The 18989-nt window shown below is 70.0% G+C and carries 16 protein-coding genes; 13 read left to right on the forward strand and 3 right to left on the reverse strand.

The window, feature by feature from the left end; genetic code table 11:
- Window positions 1-42: 42 nt before the first annotated feature.
- Entirely contained in the window at window positions 43-951 is a 909-nt protein-coding gene (locus ASD30_RS19680) for a LysR family transcriptional regulator (RefSeq protein WP_056685843.1), read from the reverse strand.
- Window positions 952-1109: 158 nt separating this feature from the next.
- Between ASD30_RS19680 and ASD30_RS19685 the strand changes: the two genes are divergently transcribed.
- The 11 genes from ASD30_RS19685 to ASD30_RS26165 all read left to right on the forward strand — a co-directional run bounded on the left by ASD30_RS19685 (window position 1110) and on the right by ASD30_RS26165 (window position 12420).
- Window positions 1110-2336 (forward strand): acyl-CoA dehydrogenase family protein, encoded by a 1227-nt coding sequence (locus tag ASD30_RS19685; protein WP_056685846.1) that lies wholly within the window; start codon window positions 1110-1112, stop codon window positions 2334-2336.
- A 120-nt stretch (window positions 2337-2456) separates the two neighbouring features.
- The gene (locus tag ASD30_RS19690; protein ID WP_082564015.1) at window positions 2457-3722 is read left to right on the forward strand and encodes an acyl-CoA dehydrogenase family protein; all 1266 of its coding nucleotides are present in this window, start codon (window positions 2457-2459) and stop codon (window positions 3720-3722) included.
- Window positions 3723-3848: 126 nt separating this feature from the next.
- Window positions 3849-4961, forward strand: a complete 1113-nt coding sequence (sfnG, locus tag ASD30_RS19695) for a dimethylsulfone monooxygenase SfnG (RefSeq protein WP_056685849.1) — start codon at window positions 3849-3851, stop codon at window positions 4959-4961.
- 38 nt (window positions 4962-4999) lie between these two features.
- Window positions 5000-6223, forward strand: a complete 1224-nt coding sequence (locus ASD30_RS19700; protein ID WP_056686108.1) for an SfnB family sulfur acquisition oxidoreductase — start codon at window positions 5000-5002, stop codon at window positions 6221-6223.
- 16 nt (window positions 6224-6239) lie between these two features.
- The gene (locus tag ASD30_RS19705; protein ID WP_056685852.1) at window positions 6240-7403 is read left to right on the forward strand and encodes an LLM class flavin-dependent oxidoreductase; all 1164 of its coding nucleotides are present in this window, start codon (window positions 6240-6242) and stop codon (window positions 7401-7403) included.
- On the forward strand, window positions 7400-7909 hold the full coding sequence (locus ASD30_RS19710; RefSeq protein ID WP_056685855.1) for an NAD(P)H-dependent oxidoreductase: 510 nt from the start codon (window positions 7400-7402) through the stop codon (window positions 7907-7909). Before ASD30_RS19705 ends, ASD30_RS19710 begins: the two co-directional genes overlap by 4 nt.
- Window positions 7906-8427: a flavin reductase family protein gene (locus ASD30_RS19715; RefSeq protein WP_056685858.1), complete on the forward strand. Its 522-nt coding sequence runs from the start codon at window positions 7906-7908 to the stop codon at window positions 8425-8427. Before ASD30_RS19710 ends, ASD30_RS19715 begins: the two co-directional genes overlap by 4 nt.
- A 359-nt stretch (window positions 8428-8786) precedes the next feature.
- Entirely contained in the window at window positions 8787-10166 is a 1380-nt protein-coding gene (gene hemG / locus ASD30_RS19720) for a protoporphyrinogen oxidase (protein ID WP_056685860.1), read from the forward strand.
- Between the two features lie 123 nt (window positions 10167-10289).
- A complete protein-coding gene (gene hemQ, locus ASD30_RS19725; RefSeq protein ID WP_056685863.1) occupies window positions 10290-11006 on the forward strand; it encodes a hydrogen peroxide-dependent heme synthase in 717 nt (238 codons plus the stop codon).
- Window positions 11007-11485: 479 nt separating this feature from the next.
- Window positions 11486-11965: a hypothetical protein gene (locus tag ASD30_RS19730; protein ID WP_056685866.1), complete on the forward strand. Its 480-nt coding sequence runs from the start codon at window positions 11486-11488 to the stop codon at window positions 11963-11965.
- A complete protein-coding gene (locus tag ASD30_RS26165) occupies window positions 11962-12420 on the forward strand; it encodes a rhodanese-like domain-containing protein (protein ID WP_235530176.1) in 459 nt (152 codons plus the stop codon). Before ASD30_RS19730 ends, ASD30_RS26165 begins: the two co-directional genes overlap by 4 nt.
- A 1298-nt stretch (window positions 12421-13718) precedes the next feature.
- Here the strand turns inward: ASD30_RS26165 and ASD30_RS19740 are convergent.
- A complete protein-coding gene (locus ASD30_RS19740) occupies window positions 13719-15032 on the reverse strand; it encodes a lipopolysaccharide biosynthesis protein (RefSeq protein WP_056685872.1) in 1314 nt (437 codons plus the stop codon).
- Between the two features lie 67 nt (window positions 15033-15099).
- Here ASD30_RS19740 and ASD30_RS26735 point away from each other — a divergent pair, with 67 nt between their 5' ends.
- The gene (locus ASD30_RS26735; protein ID WP_162251025.1) at window positions 15100-16818 is read left to right on the forward strand and encodes a polysaccharide biosynthesis tyrosine autokinase; all 1719 of its coding nucleotides are present in this window, start codon (window positions 15100-15102) and stop codon (window positions 16816-16818) included.
- On the opposite strand, the gene ASD30_RS19750 is transcribed toward ASD30_RS26735, so the two are convergent.
- Window positions 16724-17608: a hypothetical protein gene (locus ASD30_RS19750; protein WP_056685878.1), complete on the reverse strand. Its 885-nt coding sequence runs from the start codon at window positions 17606-17608 to the stop codon at window positions 16724-16726. The two genes, ASD30_RS26735 and ASD30_RS19750, sit on opposite strands and share 95 nt — an antisense overlap.
- A 137-nt stretch (window positions 17609-17745) precedes the next feature.
- Here ASD30_RS19750 and ASD30_RS19755 point away from each other — a divergent pair, with 137 nt between their 5' ends.
- On the forward strand, window positions 17746-18945 hold the full coding sequence (locus tag ASD30_RS19755) for a hypothetical protein (RefSeq protein WP_056685881.1): 1200 nt from the start codon (window positions 17746-17748) through the stop codon (window positions 18943-18945).
- The last annotated feature ends 44 nt before the right edge of the window (window positions 18946-18989 follow it).

Raw genomic sequence — 18989 nt, forward strand, 5'->3', positions numbered from 1 at the left:
GACGCCCGCGGCGTACCACCGGTTCCCTCGGGCAGGGTGGGCTCAGCTGGCGCGGTGGTACCCGCGGGAGTGCGCGACCAGGCTGGCCTGCAGGTCGCGCACGGCCTGGGGCAGATGCTCGCCCCGGCGCTGCAGCATCATCAGGGCGACACCGGTGGAGTCGCCGGTGATCGGCCGGTGGGTGATCAGGCCGGCACGTTCCATCGGGTCGCCGATCACGCTGTAGTCGGGCAGCACGGTGACGCCGAGCCCCTCGGCGACCATCACCTTGCCCATCTCGGCCCCGTCGGTGCTGAACGCCACCGGCGGCATGTCGCTGCCGAAGAGCCGGTGCACGAACCGGTGCATCAGGTAACCGGCGCGCATCACGACGAACTGGTGCTCGCGCAGCTGGCCGACGGTGACTTCGTCGTACGCCGCCAACGGGTGGTCGTGGCGACAGATCAGGACCGGTCGGCCGTGGATCAGCCGGGTGCCGTCGAGGTCGACCGGAACGTCGTCGCCCTCGAGCACGTTGATCAGGCCGAGGTCGAGCGCGCCCTCGGCGAGGCCTTGGTGGATCTCGGCCTGTTGGGTGTTGACCACCTCGACGGTGGTGGTCGGGTTGGCCTGCTGGAAGTCGCGGACGGCCGGCACGAGCAGGGTGGACGTGGCGGCGTTGACCGTGCCCATGCGCACCATCCGGGTGGTGAGGTTCTGGTCGCCGGCGGCGGTGCGCAGGCGGCCGACCGCCTCGAGCACCTCGACCATGTTCTGCAGGAGGTCGCGTCCCTGGCGACTGATCTTCGAGCCCGAGCGGCGTCGGTCGAGGAGGGTGACGCCGAGCTCGCGTTCCAGCTTGCTCACGGCCTCGCTGAGGGCCGGCTGGGAGAGGTGCAATGACTCACTGGCCTTGCGGAGGGACCCGTGCTGGGTCACTGCCGCGATGTACTGCAGCTGTTCGATCCGCACCCTGTGACTCCTTCTGGACAACCGACCGGTGGAAGGCCGCGCCGCTCACCCCCTCGGAGATTCGCTGACCGGCCGTGCGTGCCTTTTCCTTGCATTCAGAATTGTAGACTAGTTCACTAGACATAATTCAAATTGCGTACCTTCTGAGAGGCGAACACATGTCGATCACCACACCGGCCACCGCCACCTGGGCCGACCCGCTGCCCAGCAGCCCCGCGGAGTGGGTGGCTCGTGCCGAAGCCGTGGCCACTCAACTGGCCATCGACGCCGTGGAGCGTGACCGCGCGAACGCCACGCCGCACGCCGAGGTCCAACTGCTGAAGGACTCGGGTCTGGTCACCCTCCTCGGACCGGTCGAGCACGGCGGAGGCGGGCAGGACTGGACCACGGCGAATCGGGTGATTCGGGCGATCTCCGCCGGGGACGGCTCCATCGGCCAGCTGATCGGGTACCACTACCTGTGGTTCTGGGCGGTCCGTCTGGTCGGCACCCCCGAGCAGGTCGCGGCCGTCGAGCAGCAGGCCGTCGAGAACCGGTGGTTCTTCGGTGGTGCGGTCAACCCGCGCGACAGTGACCTGGTCATCACGGAAGTCGACGGCGAGCTCGTCTACAACGGCAAGAAGTCCTTCTCGACCGGTGGGCAGGTCTCTGACGTCACCGTGCTCGAAGGCGTGCTGGACGGCACCGACAACCACGTCTTCGCGATCGTGCCCACCGACCAGGACGGCATCCGCTTCCTGGGCGACTGGGACAACCTCGGCCAACGCCTCACCGAGAGCGGCGGTGTCGAGATCGTCGACGTCCACGTGCCGTGGGAGGCCGCTGCGGGCTACGTCGACCGGGTGTTCCGGCCGAGGGTCTACAACACCTTGAACGTGCCGCTGATCCAGCTGATCTTCGCCAACATCTATGTCGGCATCGCCCAGGGCGCGTTGTCGACCGCGACGACCTACACCCGGGACAAGACTCGCGCCTGGCCCTACGCGACGGACGTGAAGGCCAGTGCTCACGAGGAGTTCTACATCCTCGAGACGTACGGCGACCTGCAGTCCAAGCTGTGGGCCGCGGAGGCGATCACCGAGCGTGCCGCCGTGCTGATCGAGCGGATCAACGCCCACGCCGACACGGTGACTGAGCAGGAGCGCGGTGAGGCGGCCGTCGTGATCGCCGCCGCGAAGCAGGTGGCGATCGACACCGGCCTCGAGGTCACGAACCGCATCTTCGAGGTCACCGGGGCCCGGGCGACCGCGAACTCGGTCGGCCTCGACGTGTTCTGGCGCAACATCCGCACCCACAGCCTCCACGACCCGGTCGCCCACAAGCGCGCCGAGGTCGGACGTCACGCGTTGCTCGGCGAGATCCCCGAGCCCACTTGGTACACGTGATCGGACCGTCCTCCTGAGCTGCGGCCGGACGATCGGCGGGTGCGCTCCCGGCGGTCGTCCGGCCGTTCTCCGTCTCCCGTCCCACCACTACTTCCCTTCACTACCTCCGAGGTGAACCGCATGACCCTGAATGAAACGGCCCTGAACGAAACGACTCCGCATGAAGGCGCGCTGAACGCGCCGGCGCTGAACACGAAGCTCGCCGAGGTGCGGACGTCGTACCAGCCGCTGTTCGAGAAGATCTCCGCCGGGGTGATCGAGCGCGAGCGCGACGGCACCTTGCCGAGCGAACAGGTCGACTGGCTGAAGGAGGCCGGGTACGGCGCACTGCGCGTGCCGGTCGAGCATGGCGGGGCCGGGTTGGGCTGGCCCGAGCTCACCCAGCTGTGGATCGACCTGGCCGCGGTCGACAACAACCTGCCGCAGGCCCTGCGAGGTCACTTCGCGTTGGCCGAGGACCGGCTCCACCAGCACGTGATCGGTGTCGACCAGACGACCTGGTTCGCCCGCTTCGTGGCCGGTGAGATCGGTGGGAATGCCTGGTCGGAGGTCGGGTCGACGGCGATCGACACCCAGCAGACCGTGCTCAGCGCCGACGGCGAGGGCTTCCGGCTGAACGGCACGAAGTACTACACGACCGGCACGATCTTCGCCGAGTGGGCCGATGTCTATGCCCTGCGCGAGGACGGCACCTTCGTGATCGCGCTGGTGCGCACCGACGAGCCGGGTTTCAGCGTCACTGACGACTGGGACGGCTTCGGGCAGCGGGGGACCGGCAGTGGCACGGCCACCTTCGACAACGTGTGGGTCGAGGCGGCAAACGTGCTGGTCTTCTCCGAGCGCTTCCCCTACCAGACCGCGGTCTATCAGCTGAACCTCCTTGCCACGCTGAGCGGCATCGGTCGGGCGGCGCTCCGCGACGCGGTCGCCGAGGTACGCCGACGCGAGCGCAACTACTCCCACGCGAACGCGGCCCGCGTGCGTGACGACGCCCAGGTGCTGGCCCGCATCGGTGAGATCTCTGCGGCGGTCTACGCCGCCGAGGCGACCACCCTGCGAGTGGCCGATGCGGTGCAGGCGGCCTTCGAGGCGGCGGGGGCCGAGCATGACCGGGTGCTGGCGATCAACGAGGCGGCCGAGATCGAGTCCGCTGCGGCCCAGGTCGTGGTGACCGACCTGATCCTCAAGGCCACCAGTGACCTCTTCGACACGCTGGGCGCCTCGGCCACCTCTCGGGCCAAGGCGCTCGATCGGCACTGGCGCAACGCTCGGACCGTGTCGTCGCACAACCCGCGCATCCTCAAGGCGCGTGTGGTCGGGGCCTACGAGGTCAACGGCACGCCGCCGCCGTACGCCTGGGCGATCGGGACGACCAAGCGCGACTGACCCACCCGTGCAAGGCGTGACCGATCACCACATAGCGAGACGCGTCCGCGTGGTGGGCGGCCCCGCCTTGATCTCGCCTCGTAAATCAAGCAATCTAATAGACATAAACATCATTAAGGAGTTTCGATGAGCGCGATCGCACCAAGCACCGACCCCCTCAAGTTCGCCTACTGGGTGCCCAACGTCAGTGGCGGCCTGGTCGTCAGCAAGATCGAGCAGCGCACCGACTGGGGTTTCGAGTACAACAAGAAGCTGGCCCAGCTGGCCGAGAACAACGGCTTCGACTACGCGCTCTCGCAGGTCCGCTACATGGCGTCGTACGGCGCGGCGTACCAGCACGAGTCGACCAGCTTCAGCCTGGCGCTGCTGTTGGCGACCGAGCGACTGAAGGTGATCGCGGCCGTCCATCCCGGCATGTGGCAGCCCGGCGTGCTGGCCAAGTACATCGCCACCGCCGACCACCTCTCCGGCGGCCGGGCCGCGATCAACGTGGTCAGCGGCTGGTTCAAGGACGAGTTCACCAAGATGGGCGAGCCGTGGCTCGAGCACGGTGAGCGCTACCGCCGCTCAGAGGAGTTCATCCGCTACGTGCGCGAGATCTGGACCTCCGAGCACGCCGAGTTCAACGGCGACTTCTACCGCCTGCACGACTTCGACCTGAAGCCGAAGCCGCTCGCCAGTGAGGGCCGCCCGCACCCCGAGATCTTCCAGGGCGGCAACTCCGCCGACGCCCGCAAGATGGCCGGCCGGGTCTCGGACTGGTACTTCTCCAACGGCAACAACCCCGACGGCATCTCGGAGCAGATCGCCGACGTCTCGGGTGAGGCCCGGGAGCACGGCCGCTCGGTGCGGTTCGGCCTCAACGGCTTCATGATCGCCCGCGACTCCGAGAAGGAGGCCCGCGAGACCCTGCGCGAGATCGTCGCCAAGGCCGACACCGAGGCCGTCGAGGGCTTCGGCTCCGCGGTCAAGCAGGCCGGGCAGTCGACGTCGGACAAGAAGGGCATGTGGCAGGACTCCTCCTTCGAGGACCTCGTGCAGTACAACGACGGCTTCCGCACCAACCTGATCGGCACCCCCGAGCAGATCGCCGAGCGGATGATCGAGTTCAAGCGCCGTGGGGTCAACCTGTTCCTCCTCGGCTACCTGCACTTCCATGAAGAGGTGGAGTACTTCGGCCAGCACGTGCTCCCGATCGTGCGCGAGATGGAGCAGGCCGAGGCGGAGCGTGCCGCATGACCACCTCGTCCGTCGCGCAGTCGCAAGGGCCCTGGTCGCTGGTTGAGGAAGGCGCGCCAGCGCCTGTCTCGAAACCAAGGGCGAAACCACCCGTCCTCACCGCCGACCGGGCCATCCCCGTGGCACGAGAGATCGGCATCGACCTCGCCGAGGGTGCGGCGCAGCGCGATGCCGAGCGCATCCTGCCGACCGCCGAGCTCGATCGGCTCTCGGCCAGCGGACTCCTGGCGATCACCGTTCCGGCGGAGTACGGCGGCGCGGACCTCTCCACCGAGACCGTCGTCGAGGTCTTCCGGGCGCTCGCCCAGGGCGACCCGTCGGTGGCCCAGATACCGCACAGCCACTTCGTCTACGTCAACGCACTGCGCCACCACGCGACGGCTTCGCAGAAGGAGTTCTTCTTCGGCGAGGTGTTGCGCGGCAAGCGCTTCGGCAACGCCCAGTCCGAGATCGGCACCAAGCACGTGCGCGACATCCGCACCACCCTCACGACGTACGACGGCGGCTACCGCCTCGACGGGAAGAAGGGCTACTGCACGGGCGCGCTGTTCGCCGACTGGATCCCGGTGCTGACCCATCTCGGCGTCGACGGCCCGCTCCATGTCGCGTGGGTGGAACGCCACGCACCCGGAGTCACCGTGACCGACGACTGGGACGGACTCGGCCAACGGACCACGGCCAGCGGCACTGTCGAGCTCGAGGGGGTCGACGTACGCCACGAGCGCATCACGCCGTTCCACCTCACCTTCGAGGCGCCCCAGACGTACGGCGCGTTCGCGCAGGTGCTCCATGCCGCCATCGACGCCGGCATCGCGCGGGCCGCACTGGTCGAGGCCGCCTCGTTCGTGCGCACCAAGAGCCGGCCCTACCCGGACGCCGGGGTCGAGCGCGCAGCCGACGACCCGTTGGTCGTGCACGCCTTCGGCGAGCTCGAGCTGCAGGTGCGCGGCGCGGAGGCGTTGGTCGCCGAGGCCGGTCGTGCGATCGACCGGGCGAACGCCGTACTCACCGCGGAGTCGGCGGGTGCGGCGAGTCTCGCCGTCGCTGCGGCCCGGGCCTCGACCACCGCGGCCTCCGTCGACGTGGCGAGCCGGCTCTTCGAGGTCTCCGGCACCCGCTCCGCGCTGGCCGGCCTCAACCTCGACCGGCACTGGCGCAACGCCCGCACGCACACGCTGCACGACCCCGCGGCGTGGAAGGTGCAGCACCTCGGCCACTTCGCGGTCGACGGCACCCTCCCGCCCAACCACGGACAGATCTAACCGACATAGGAGCGACATGACCGACCTCAAGTTCCACTGGTTCCTGCCGACCAACGGCGGCGACAGCCGCTACGTGCTCAGTGGTGGCCACGGCGTCTCGGCCGACGCGGGTCCGCAAGGGCGGCCGGCCTCGGTGCCGTACCTGGGCCAGATCGCGCGCAGTGCCGAGCAGCTCGGCTTCGAGGCGGCGCTGACCCCGACCGGCGCGTGGTGCGAGGACGCGTGGATCTCCACCGCGATGCTCGCGTCGCTGTCGGAGCGCCTGAAGTTCCTCGTCGCCTTCCGCCCGGGGCTGCTCTCGCCGACGCTGGCCGCGCAGATGGCCACCACCTTCACCAACATGTCCGGCGGACGCCTGCTGCTCAACGTGGTGACCGGGGGTGAGAGTGCGGAGCAGCGCGGGTTCGGTGACTTCCTCGACAAGGAGGCGCGCTACGCCAGGTGCGGTGAGTTCCTCGAGGTCGTCACCCGGCTCTGGACCGGTGAGACCGTCGACTTCGAGGGCGAGCACCTCAAGGTCGAGGGCGCCCAGCTGGCCGCGCTGCCGCACGAGACTCCGGAGATCTACTTCGGCGGATCCTCGCCGGCGGCGGGTGACGTGGCCGCGAAGTACGCCGACGTCTACCTGACCTGGGGCGAGCCGCCGGCCGCCGTGGCGGAGAAGATCGCCTGGATCCGTGGCCTGGCGCAGGCGCAGGGTCGCGAGATCCGCTTCGGCATCCGCATGCACGTGATCGCCCGCGACACCTCCGAGCTGGCCTGGGCCGAGGCGCAGCGCCTGCTCGACTCGATCGACGACGAGACCATCGAGCGCGTGCAGTCCGGGCTCAAGCAGAGCGAGTCCGAGGGGCAGCGCCGCATGCTCGAGCTCAACCAGGGCAACCGCGACGACCTCGAGATCCACCCCAACGTCTGGGCCGGCGTCGGCCTGGTTCGTGGTGGCGCCGGCACCGCCCTCGTCGGCAGTCACGCGGAGGTCGCCGACCGCATCGAGGAGTACGCCGACCTCGGCATCAGCGAGTTCGTGCTCTCCGGCTACCCGCACCTCGAGGAGGCCTACTCGTTCGGCGAGGGTGTGCTGCCGGTGCTGGCCGAACGCGGCCGCTGGACCAACCCGGCCCCCGCAGCGGTCTCGTCCGTGGCGAGTGTTCCGTTCGGTGCCCGCAGGGCCGCCTCATGACCCGCGTCGCCGTGGTCGTGGGCAATCCCAAGCCGCGTTCGCGCACGTACGACGCGGCGGTGCGCCTGGCCGGCGAGCTGGGCGCCGTCGACCTGCTGGTCGTCGACCTCGCCACGCTCGGGCCGGTGCTCCTCGACTGGTCGGACTCCACCGTCTCCGGCCTGGTCGACGAGGTGTCGTCCGCGGACGTGGTGGTCGTCGCCAGCCCGACGTACAAGGCGACCTACACCGGCCTGCTCAAGGTGTTCCTCGACCGCTTCGCGCCCGACGCGCTGCGGGGGACCGTCGCCGTACCCCTGATGCTCGGGGCCGGTCCCGGCCACGCGCTGGCGCCCGAGCTGACGCTGCGACCGGTGCTCGTCGAGATCGGCGCCTCGGTCCCCACCTCGGCGCTCTACCTGCTCGACGGTGCGTACGACGACCCCGACGCGTTCACCGACTGGCTCGCCGTGAACCGTCCGCTGGTCGCAGCCCTGCTCGCCTCCACGGAAGGAGCCTCCGCATGACCACGCTCACCACCAACCAGGACCTCGACCCCGCCGCGCTGCGCGAGGCGTTCGGCGTCTTCCCGAGCGGAGTCGTCGCCGTCGCCGCCGAGGTCGACGGACAGCTCACCGGCCTGGCCGCGAGCTCGTTCACCTCGGTCAGCCTCGACCCGCCGCTGGTGTCGTTCTCGATCGCGAACACGTCGAAGACCTGGCCCGACCTGCGACGTGCGCGACACCTGGGCGTGAGCATCCTCGCCGAGCACCACGGCTCCGTGTGCCGCCAGCTCGCCGGGCCCGTCGAGAGCCGCTTCGACGGCCTGTCGGTCTCGGTGACCGCCGACGAGGCGGCCACCCTCGACGACGGGCTGGCCCGCTTCGACTGCACGATCCACCGGGAGGTCGAGGCCGGCGACCACACCATCGTGCTGCTGCGCCTGCACGCCGTCGACGGCGCCGGCTTCGGTGACCCGCTGGTCTTCCACCGCAGCGGTTTCCGCCGGATGGAGATCGAGGCCCGCCTCCGCGCCGCCGTGTGACCCCTCCCGCGGCCAACGTGGTGGACTTGCCACCCGGTGACCGCCCTGCGGTGCACAAGTCCCGTGATGCCGCCTGACAACGTCCAGTGAGACGGCGTCTGCTCATTTCGACATACAGTTCACGCCACGGGTGCGCTTCTTGAGCGTGACGTGAGCGTGACGTGAGCGTCGCGGCGAGCGAACTGCATGTTGAAATGAGCGCCTTGGCCGGGTGGCCGGCATGTCGTACGGTCCGCCGGCTCCGTCGCGCTGATCCGTGAGGGCGTGTCGGAGGGTGCTGGCCTTGTGAAACCGCAACACCCACCAGGTGCAGGCGATCCACCACGTTGACGCGATCACGGATCTGGCAGGCTGGCCGGGTGACTCGAACCGTCGTTGTCGGCGCAGGCATTGCCGGCCTCACCGCAGCCCGCAGGCTGGCCGCCACCGGACGCGACGTGACCGTGCTCGAGTCGTCGCCGCAGGTGGGTGGCAAGCTCCGGCTGGCCGAGGTCGGGGGAGTGCAGGTCGACGTCGGTGCCGAGGCGATGCTGAACCGCCGGCCCGAGGCGACCGGCCTGGCCCGCGAGCTCGGACTCGACCTCGTGCACCCCGGCACTCTCTCCTCACGGCTCTGGACGCGTGACGCGCTGCGCCCCCTGCCGCGTTCGGTGATGGGGGTCCCGGCAGACCTCGAACAATTGGCCGCGTCCGGAGTGCTCTCCGACGACGGCGTGGCCCGGGCGCGTGCCGAGCAGGTCCTGGCGCCGGAGGCCGACGACGTGTCGGTGGCCGACTTCGTGGCCCGGCGCCTCGGCGTCGAGGTCGTCGATCGTCTGGTCGAGCCGCTGCTCGGCGGGGTCTACGCCGGACACGCCACCGAGCTCTCCGCGCGGGCCACGATCCCGCAGGTGGTGGGGCTCCTGGCTCGCTCGCCGTCGTTGCTCGAGGCCGCGCGGGCCACGCCGGCCCCGTCCGACGTGCCGGTCTTCGCCGGTCTCGTGGGCGGCGTGGGTCGGCTGCCGCTCGAGGTGGTCGCTGCAGGCGGCTTCGAGGTGCGTACGTCGACCACCGTGCGCGCACTACGCAGCCGGCCGGTGGGCGAGGCGCGAGGAGCCATCTCTCGCTTCGAGGTGACCGTCGGCCCGACGACACACCCGGAGCTGATCGAGGCGGACGAGGTGGTGCTCGCCCTCCCGGGCACCCCCGCTGGTCGGCTGCTCGGCGACCTTGCTCCGAACGCCGCGCGTGCCCTGGCCGAGATCGACTACGCGTCGATGGCGATCGTCACCCTCGCCTTCCGCGCCGCCGACCTGGCCGGCCTCGAGGGCTCCGGCTTCCTCGTGCCGCCGGTCGACGGGCGCCGGATCAAGGCGGCCACGTTCAGCTTCAACAAGTGGGACTGGGTCCGCGAGGCCGGCGACGACCTGTTGCTGCTGCGCACCTCGATCGGGCGTCACCACGAGGAGGCGGCGTTGCAGTTCCCCGACGAGGAGCTGGTCGAACAGTCACTGGCGGACCTGGCGCTGGCCACCGGGATCCGTGCCCGGCCGGTCGACTCCCTCGTGCAGCGCTGGGGCGGCGGCTTGCCGCAGTACACCGTCGGCCACCTCGACCGGGTCGCGCGGATCAGGGCCGCCGTGGCCGAGGTGCCCGGCCTGGCCGTGTGCGGTGCGGCGTACGACGGCATCGGGATCCCGGCCGTGATCGCCTCGGCCGAGCGCGCCGTGGCTGACCTCCTCCACCTGGATACTCCCTGACGTTCGCGCCCCGAATCGCCGTACCGAAGGACCGAAACGTCAGGGACTATCCCAACTGGAGGACCGAAACGTCAGGGACTACCCGGGGGAGGGGGCGGGGCAACGGCGCGGCACAATGGGGGCATGTCCAACCCTGCTCCCACGAACGCTGCGCAGATCCGCGAGCTGAACGACAAGATCCGCTACACGATGTGGTCGGTCTTCAGGCTCGACACGACCTTCGGCGACGCCACCGCTGAAGACCGGGCCGCCGAGGCGCAGGAGCTCGAGGCGTTCTACGAGAAGCTCGCCGCCGACGACGTGGTCGTGCGCGGCACCTACGACGTGTCCGGCTTCCGGGCCGACGCCGACGTGATGATCTGGTGGCACGCGGAGGAGTCCGAGAAGCTCCAGGCCGCCTACAACGCGTTCCGGCGTACGGCGTTCGGGCGGCGCGTCGCACCGGTCTGGTCGCAGATGGCGTTGCACCGTCCGGCCGAGTTCAACAAGAGCCACCTGCCGGCCTTCCTGTCCGAGGAGCCCCGCACGCACGTCGCGGTCTACCCGTTCGTGCGCTCCTTCGAGTGGTACCTCCTCGAGGACGCCGAGCGCCGCCGCCTGCTCGCCGAGCACGGCGGCATGGCCCGCGACTTCCCCGACGTGCGGGCCAACACGGTGCCGTCGTTCGCGCTCGGCGACTACGAGTGGATCCTCGCCTTCGAGGGTGACGAGATGTACCGCATCGTCGACCTGATGCGTCACCTGCGCGGCTCCGAGACCCGCCGCCACGTGCGCGAGGAGGTGCCGTTCTACACCGGCACCCGGGCCACCCCGACGGACCTGCTCGACCGCCTGCCCTGATCGCCGCGCCGTGGGCGCACCCCGGACGAGCAACGCAACCGATCCGGCCGCTCGTGCGTCTATAGGGGTATGAAGCTGTCGCTTGCCCGCTTCACGGGCTCGGCCAATGCCTGGCCGCTGCTGAGCGTCCTCGCCGTCCTGGCGCTCCTGCTGTTGTTCATGGGTCGCACCTGACCACACCGTGAGACCAGCCTTGATCCGCTGGGCCCCACCCCGCACACTTGATTCATGACCTCGGTACTCGACATTCACGGAATGCGCTGCGGCGCGTCCGTCGAGTGTTGTCGTTTCGCCTGACACTCGCTCAGCCGAAACCCCGCGCACCGTCTCCGTGCGCCCTCCGAGAGAAGTCCCCATGTCCTACCCGGCGTACCGCCGTCTGCACGTCGACCTGCTCCGCACGGCCAGTGACCTGTGTCCGTGGATGTCCTCCCGCGCCCCGACATCCACCCAGATCCACCTCCGACACAGGAGAAGCCATGACCGTCCTGACCGTCCTGCCCCTGCTGCAGACCCTGCGTGACTACGCAGACGACCCCGACCTGCTCCACCTGCACGACCCGAACGCGACCGAGCGCCAGTGGACCGAGCTGGTCTCCACCGACGACTTCCAGCTCTGGCTGATCTCGTGGCCACCCGGTTCCCGCACCGGCTGGCACGACCACGGTGACGCCTCCGGCGCCTTCACCACGATCTCCGGCGAACTCACCGAGCACAGCGTCATCGAGCACAGCGTCACCGAGCACAGCCTCGGCAAGAGCGGCCAGGAGGTACGGCGACTCGGCATCGGCGAGGCCTGGGCCTTCTCGGCCAACCACGTCCACGACGTCGTCAACCTCGGCGACCGTCCGGCGCTCTCGGTGCACGCCTACTCGCCCCGGTTGGCGGCGATGACCCGCTACGTCCTGGTCGACGGCCGACTCGAGGCCACCGGTGTGGAAGGACGTGAGCAGTGGTGACCGCCGAGGCAGTGACGGCCCCGCGCTTCGAGGAGATCTACTTCAACGGCATCGACGACATGCTCGCCGAGGCCCGTTCGCACCTGGACCGGGCCAGCGCGCGTGCGGCGTACCAGGAGCTGATCGGCGGTCGGGCGATCCTGGTCGACATCCGCCCCGACGCACAGCGCGCCGCCGAGGGCGAGGTCGAACCGCTCCCGGGTGTGCTGGTCATCGATCGCAACGTGCTCGAGTGGCGTCTCGACCCGCGTAGCGAGACCCGCCTGCCGCTGGCGTCGTACGACGCACGCGTGCTGGTGCTGTGCCAGGAGGGCTACACGTCGTCCTTGGCCGCCGACTCGTTGCGCCAGCTGGGAGTCCACCGGGCCACGGACGTGGTCGGTGGGTTCGCGGCCTGGCGCGCGGCGGGGATGCCGGTCACCAGGGACCTGCGGGCTCGTCGAGGGGCGATGTAGCGCGCGAGCACCCACATCGGCACCAACCAGATGATGAACTTCATCAGGGTCTGGTTGTCCCAGCCCAGGGGCAGCACGAACACGGCGGCGATCACCGCGACACCCGTGTTGAAGCCGCTCCTGGGCCGGCGCCGCTGGGCCGCGGCCACGAGACCGACGATCAACCCGGAGATGAGCCCACCCAACGGCAGGCCGAGCCACCCGAAGTTGAGGTACCACAGGGCGCCCGCGCCCATGGGCCAGCCGTTGATCTTGCGGGGCTCGTAGACCTGTCGGAACCACTTTCCGGGTGGGATGCCGACCGGCTTGTCGCGCCAGACCGCTCGTGGGACGACGCCGACCAGGCCCTTGTAGAAGTCGTCACCGCCGCGGAACTGCTGGCGGCTCGGCCAGTCCCGGAAGGACAGCATGGCGGCGTCGAAGTAGATCGAGTTGGTGCCGACCGAGGCCTGGCGCCAGGCGCTCGAGGAGGCGTAGCCGGCCTGCACCTCGCCGTGGGTCAGGGTGTCGCGGGCCATCCGCATCCCGCTCGCCCCGACGATCACCAGGACGACCGCGATCAGCAGCCGAACCAGCACGCGCTGCCGGTGGACCGGCCTGTCCCGGCGACGCCGGGCCTGCATGCCCAGCACAAGGGTCGCGCCGACCACGATCAGCGTGCTCCGGCCGCCCCAGATGAACACGAAGAACGCGTTCGCGAACGCGCAGACCAGGGGAACCGTCGTGAGCAGCCTCGAGCTGGAGCCCTGTCGGCGGAAGTCGATGAACGTCGTCGCGGCCACCACCGCACCGACCGCCGAGAACGAGCGGAGGACGTAGAGGCCGGCCAGCTCCTTGTCGTACTTGCCGGCGCGGATCACGCCGCCCACCCCGCCGTACCGTGCGACCAGGTACGCCGAGATGACCAGGCCGAGTGCGGTCAGGATCAGGGTGACGTTGAGCGAGCGGCGCAGGTCGACCTCGTGGTCGGCGAAGAACGGGCCCCAGCCACGCACCCCCGACCGGAGTACGGCGGCGATGCCGACGAGGACGAAGAAGAGATAGAGGGTCAGGCCCAGCAGCGTTCTGGTGAGGACGTGCGAGAACCCGGCCGGTGGGAACAGCTCTCCCGGGTGGGGACCGTCGAGTCCCAGGACGAAGAGGAGTGGGCGGAACCCGTAGAAGAGGCAGAACACCAGGACGAACAGCAGCACCACGTCGCTCGGCCCGGAGGTGAAGAGGGCGGCGCAGGTGACCAGCAGGCCGAAGAACAGGAACGTGGCCAGCAGCACGGACAGGGTGATCTCCACGTGTCCCTCCTAGCCCGGAGTCCTGCGGAGCAGGGACATCTCTGGACGAAGCGTGGCATGGGTGAACAAGCCGACCGCCTGGTGAGCCCGCCACCACATCACCGTGAACACGAAGATCGAGACGGCCAGGGCGGAGAGGGTGAGGCCCATCAGACCGCCGAACAGGGCCGCCGGCACCCCGAGCCCGATCCGGAGCAGCGCGCCCGACCACTGGACCTGTGCCGACACCCCCTCGCGTCCGAGCATCGACAAGGTGGTGCCCGCCGTACCCGTGGCCACGTTCCCGATGGACCCCAGGGCCAGCAGCAACAGCACGGGGACGGACTCCTCGAAACCGGACCCGTAGACGAGGTCGACCACGCGGCCCGGGGCGACCAGGAACGGCAGCGCGAGCACGACGCTCAACCCGGTGGCCACGGTGGCGGCGGTGCGGAGCAGGGGCTCGAGGGACTGGTCCTCACGCCCGGCGTTGGCGGCGCGGGCGATCACCGGAGCCAGCACGACCTGGAGTGCGGTCAGCGGCAGCACGAGGAGCAGGGCCAGGCGTTGACCGGCGGAGAACATCGAGGCGTCGACCTTGGCGAGCAGCAGCGCCCCGATCCAGATCTCGGTGCTGACATTGAGGTACGTCGCCACCTGGGCGCTGAGGAACCGCCAGTCCCGGCGGATGGTCAGTCGGAGGTCACGCCACAGCTGGGGTTGCGGATCGGTCACCCCGCGCCACCGCCGATGGACGGTCCACCGGGCCGCGACGACGGGGATGAGGAATCCTGCGGCGACCGCCATCAGCGCGCCGGCCAGGCCGGCCCCCGACCAGAGCAGCCACGCGATGAGCACGAAGACGGCCTGCAGTGCCGCGACGAGTGCGCCGCCGGATCGTCCCTCCAGCAGGCTGGCGAAGCGGACGTGGCCGAGCCCGCGCACGTAGTTCGCCCACAGCTGCTGCTGGCCGCACAGGACGACGAGGGCGACGACGGTGAAGGCCAGCAGGGCACGCGTGGTCGCACTCTCGTCGGAGGCGAGGACCCAGGTCGCTGCTCCACCGAGCAGCCCGAGGGCGGGCAACGTGGTCAGGTTCACCGCGCGGACGCCGTTGCGCAGGGCGCCCATGGCCAGGGGGTCATCGACGTCCCGGAGCCGGGCCACCTCGCGCAGGCCCGACCGGTGGGAACCCACGAGTCCGATCTGTCCGAGCAGTCCGGTCGCCGCGATGGCCGCCACGAACAGGCCGAAGTCGGCAGGTCCGAGCCACCGTGCGGCGACCGCATTCACACCCAGGAATCCGAGCACCGCGCCGGCGTAGGAGACAGCGAACCAGACCATGGCTCCGCTGACAGACATTCCCGACCCAGATTGCTTCACTCGCTCTAGACTGCATGAAAAAGGACCGATGGGGGCCGTTTTGCTGATGACCGAAGATGTCGCGGACGTGCCGGACCGAAAGAACTTCAGCGACTACGCCCGGGCACTGCGCCGGCGGTGGCGTCTGGTGCTGGTCGTTCTCGTGGCCGCGGTGGCGCTGGCCCTCGCCTATTCGCTGGCCGCGACTCCGCAGTACGTCTCCACCGCCGACGTCCTCATCGAACCCTCGGGCACCGAGCTGGCCACTGACATCGCCGCCGAGGAGGTGGCCACGCAGACTCAGGTGGTCACCTCGCTGCCCGTCGCACGCCTGGTGCAGACACAGCTCTCCCTGGACAAGACGCCTGACCTGACGAAGCTGGTGACCGTGCAGGCGCTCAACACGAGCCGCATCCTGCGGGTCACCGCCGAGGACACCTCTCCCGACCGGGCCGCCGACACCGCGAACACCGTGGCCACGGCCTACCTGCAGTTCCGCCAGCAGGAGTCGATCTCCCGCTACGAACGCGCCCGGGACCGCCTCACGCAGGAGGAGACGGAGGTCGACCGCCGGCTCAAGGAGATCGACCGGCTGCTCGCCAAGGACGGCTCGGGCAAGGCGGAGCTCCAGGCGGAGCGGCGCAACGTGCTCACCAAGCTCGGCCAGATCGCCACCCAGATGGAGTCCCTGACCGACCAGTTGACCTCGGTCGGATCGGGTGGCGAGCTGCTGCGCTCCGCCGAGGCCGACCACGATCCGGTCTCACCGCAGACCCTGCTCAACGTGATCCTCGGAGCCCTCTTCGGGCTGCTGCTGGGCATGGGTGCGGCCATCCTGCGGGACCGGTTCGACGACGCCGTGCACGGTGAGGAGTCGGTCCGCCAGGCGGTCGGCTCGGTGGTCGTCGGCAGAGTCCCGGCCTGGCCCGAGCGTGCCTACCGCAATGCCCTCGTGACGGTGGAGAACCCGCACGCGCCACCGAGCGAGGAGTACCAACGCCTCGCCGTCAACGTGCGGTTCATGGCCGCGACCTCGCGCGCCGACGACACCCACGGAGCGGTCGTGCTGATCACGTCGGGGCAGGAGGGCGAGGGCAAGACCATCACGAGCTGCAACCTCGCGGTCGCCGCGGCCCGCCTCGGACTCCGCGTGGTCATGGTCGACGGCGACCTGCGCCGAGGAGCCGTGGCGGGGCGCTTCGGCCTCGAGGACCCGCCCGGCCTGTCCGACCTGCTGGTCAGCGAGGACAAGGCCTCGTCCTACCTGATCGACGTCGGGGTGGACAACCTCGACGTGCTCGCCGCCGGAACGGCGCCGCCGAACCCCGCGGCGCTGCTCAGCTCCGTCCGGATGCGCGTGGTGCTGTCGGAGCTCGCCGCCGAGGCCGACCTGGTCATCCTTGACAGCCCCCCGGTGCTGACCGGGGCCGACTCGCTCGAGCTGGCGACCCTGGCCGACGTGGTGATCGTGGTGACCCGTGACCGGGTGTCCCGACGCCGGCAGCTGGTCGCCGTGCGGGAGACCCTGCGCCACCTCAAGGTCGGTGCCGTGGGCATCGTGTGCAACGCACTCGGTGACTCGCCGCGCGCGGCGTACGCCCATGACGTGCGCGAGCGCGCGGTCAGGGAACCGGCCGAGAAGGCTGAGGAGTCGGCCGTCGCCGACCCGGCGGTCAGCTCGGCAGGGTCGGAACCGTCAACCGGAGGATCTGGCTCTGCGGCCCCTCGCTCCCCAGGAGCACGTGGGCGCCGTCAGCCTCGAAGGTGATCGCCTCGCCCTGGGGTTGCTTCGGCAGGGTGACGCCCACCGGTTGGCCCTCGAAGCCGCGGTAGAAGTACGCGCGACCCTGGGTGCGCAGGACCAGCATCGAGCCGTCCGGGGAGAAGTCGCCGGCCGTCACGTTCGCGGGGGCCTCGGCCAACGGCTCGAGGACGTTGACGCCTTCCGGGTCGAGCTCACTCGGCGCCACGAAGACCGTGCCTCCGACGGGGTCCTTCGTCACGAGGTAGAGGCGGTGCGTGGTCGGGTGGACGAGGAGCGCCTCCGCGTTGTGCGACCCGTCCGGGTAGGTGAAGCGGTACGTCGTGGTGGCCAGCGTGCTGCTGGTGAGCACGGACGGCTCGGTCACGACGTACACCGCGATCGACGAGCGAGCGCCGTCGTTGTCACCGGTGTCGGCCACCCAGACCCGACCGTCGGGTGTGCTGGCGATGTCCTCCCAGTCGACCGCCGGTGCCTCGAGAGTGAGGACGGCGCGGGTGCCACTGGCGTCGATGGCGAAGATCTGGGGCGCCGACGTGCTCCGGTCGTTGTGCGTGTAGAGCACACCGGGGTGGAGGTAGCTGCGGGCCAGGCCGCTCGACTGAGCCACGCGCGGGTCGTCGATCGAGGTGGCCTCTTGGCTGGCGTCGGGCGGGTGTGTCTGCGAGGTGGTCGACGAGGCCGAGGACGTGTCGTTCATCTCGAGTGGATGCTTCGCCGGCTCCGCGTCCTGACAGGCCGTCGTCACGCCGAGCACCAGCAGGCCGACTGCACATGAGAGCCGGATCCTGACCATTCATCCAGCATCGCACAGGCTCGGCGGTCCCCGTTTCGGATTGGAGAATGTCCCCAGTTCTGGTGTCGAGCGACCTGCGATCACCTAGCCTGCCAAGGAAGCCGACGGCCAGACCGAGTCTCCGGGAGGGGTGCCTGATGGGGCGAGCGTCCGAGTCCGCGCTCCTGCTGGACACGGCCAGGGCGATCTGGCCGGACGCCGTGCGCATCGACCTCACCCGGGCGATGCGTGCCGATCCCGGACAGAGGTTGTACGCCGTGCTGCCGCACGTGCGCTCTCCCCACTGGCTGCTGCCCACCGACGCGCCGTCGACCGCGGTCGCGCTGGGAGCCGGGGAGTCCCGTGGGCTCACGTCCGCCGGACGACGTCTCCTGGCCCTGGCGCACACCTCCGGCCTCACCCGTCTGGTGCCGGTGCCGCGCCTCCGGGTCGAGCCGGGGGAGGCCGAGTCGCTGATCACCGTGCTCGAAGGTGTGGTCGGGCGGGAGACCGGCATCGCGATCAGGATCGGCAACTGGACACACGCCCGCAGCTTCGTCGTCCGGGTCCTCGACCGTCGTGGCACCACCGTGGCCTTCGGCAAGGTCGGGATCGACGCCCACGGTCGCGCAGCCGTGCACGCCGAGTCTGCCGCGTTGGAGCGGGTGTCGCGGTTCGGCCTGCAGGAGGTCGTCCTGCCGGGGCTGCTGCACCAGGGTTCCTGGCACGGCCTGGAGATGCTGCTGGTCTCACCGCTGGTCGCGCCGGCGCGATCGTCGTCGGGGGTGGGGATGCCGCTGACCGCCATGGCGGAGCTCGCCCACGCCGACTCGCCTCGTGTCGACCGGCTGGCCGACAGCCGCTGGATGGACAGCGTCCGGCAACGGGTCGGTGAGGTCGACGACGCCGGTCGGCGGTCGCGTCTCGGAGCGAGCCTGCACACCCTGGAGGCCCGTGCCGGCGACGTCAGCCTGCCGCTGGGATGCTGGCACGGAGACTGGACCGCCTGGAACATGGCGTGGGACGGCGGTCGCGTCCTGCTGTGGGACTGGGAGCACTTCGCCGAGGACGTCCCGGTGGGCTTCGACCAGATCCACTACCTCGCCCAGCAGCTCCGGGTGGAGTCTGGCGTCGGTCGGGCCGAGGAGCAAGCCTGGCAGGCGCAAGCGGCCGCCCTGCTCTCCGGCGAGATCGGGCTCGGCCGGGCCCAGGCCGACGCGGTGGCCGTGGCCTACCTGCTCGAGGTCAACCTGCGGTTCGTCCTGGACCGGCAGGCCACCCCGGCGAGCGCGACCGAGCGTTCCGGCTGGGGGCTGGACCTGCTCGCCCGGGCCACGGAGGCTCTGCCGGTCCCGTGACCCGCATCCTTTGACCAATTGAGGTGATGAAACCGGTCGGGCAC

This window comes from Nocardioides sp. Root140 (assembly GCF_001426745.1).
Lineage (GTDB): Bacteria > Actinomycetota > Actinomycetes > Propionibacteriales > Nocardioidaceae > Nocardioides.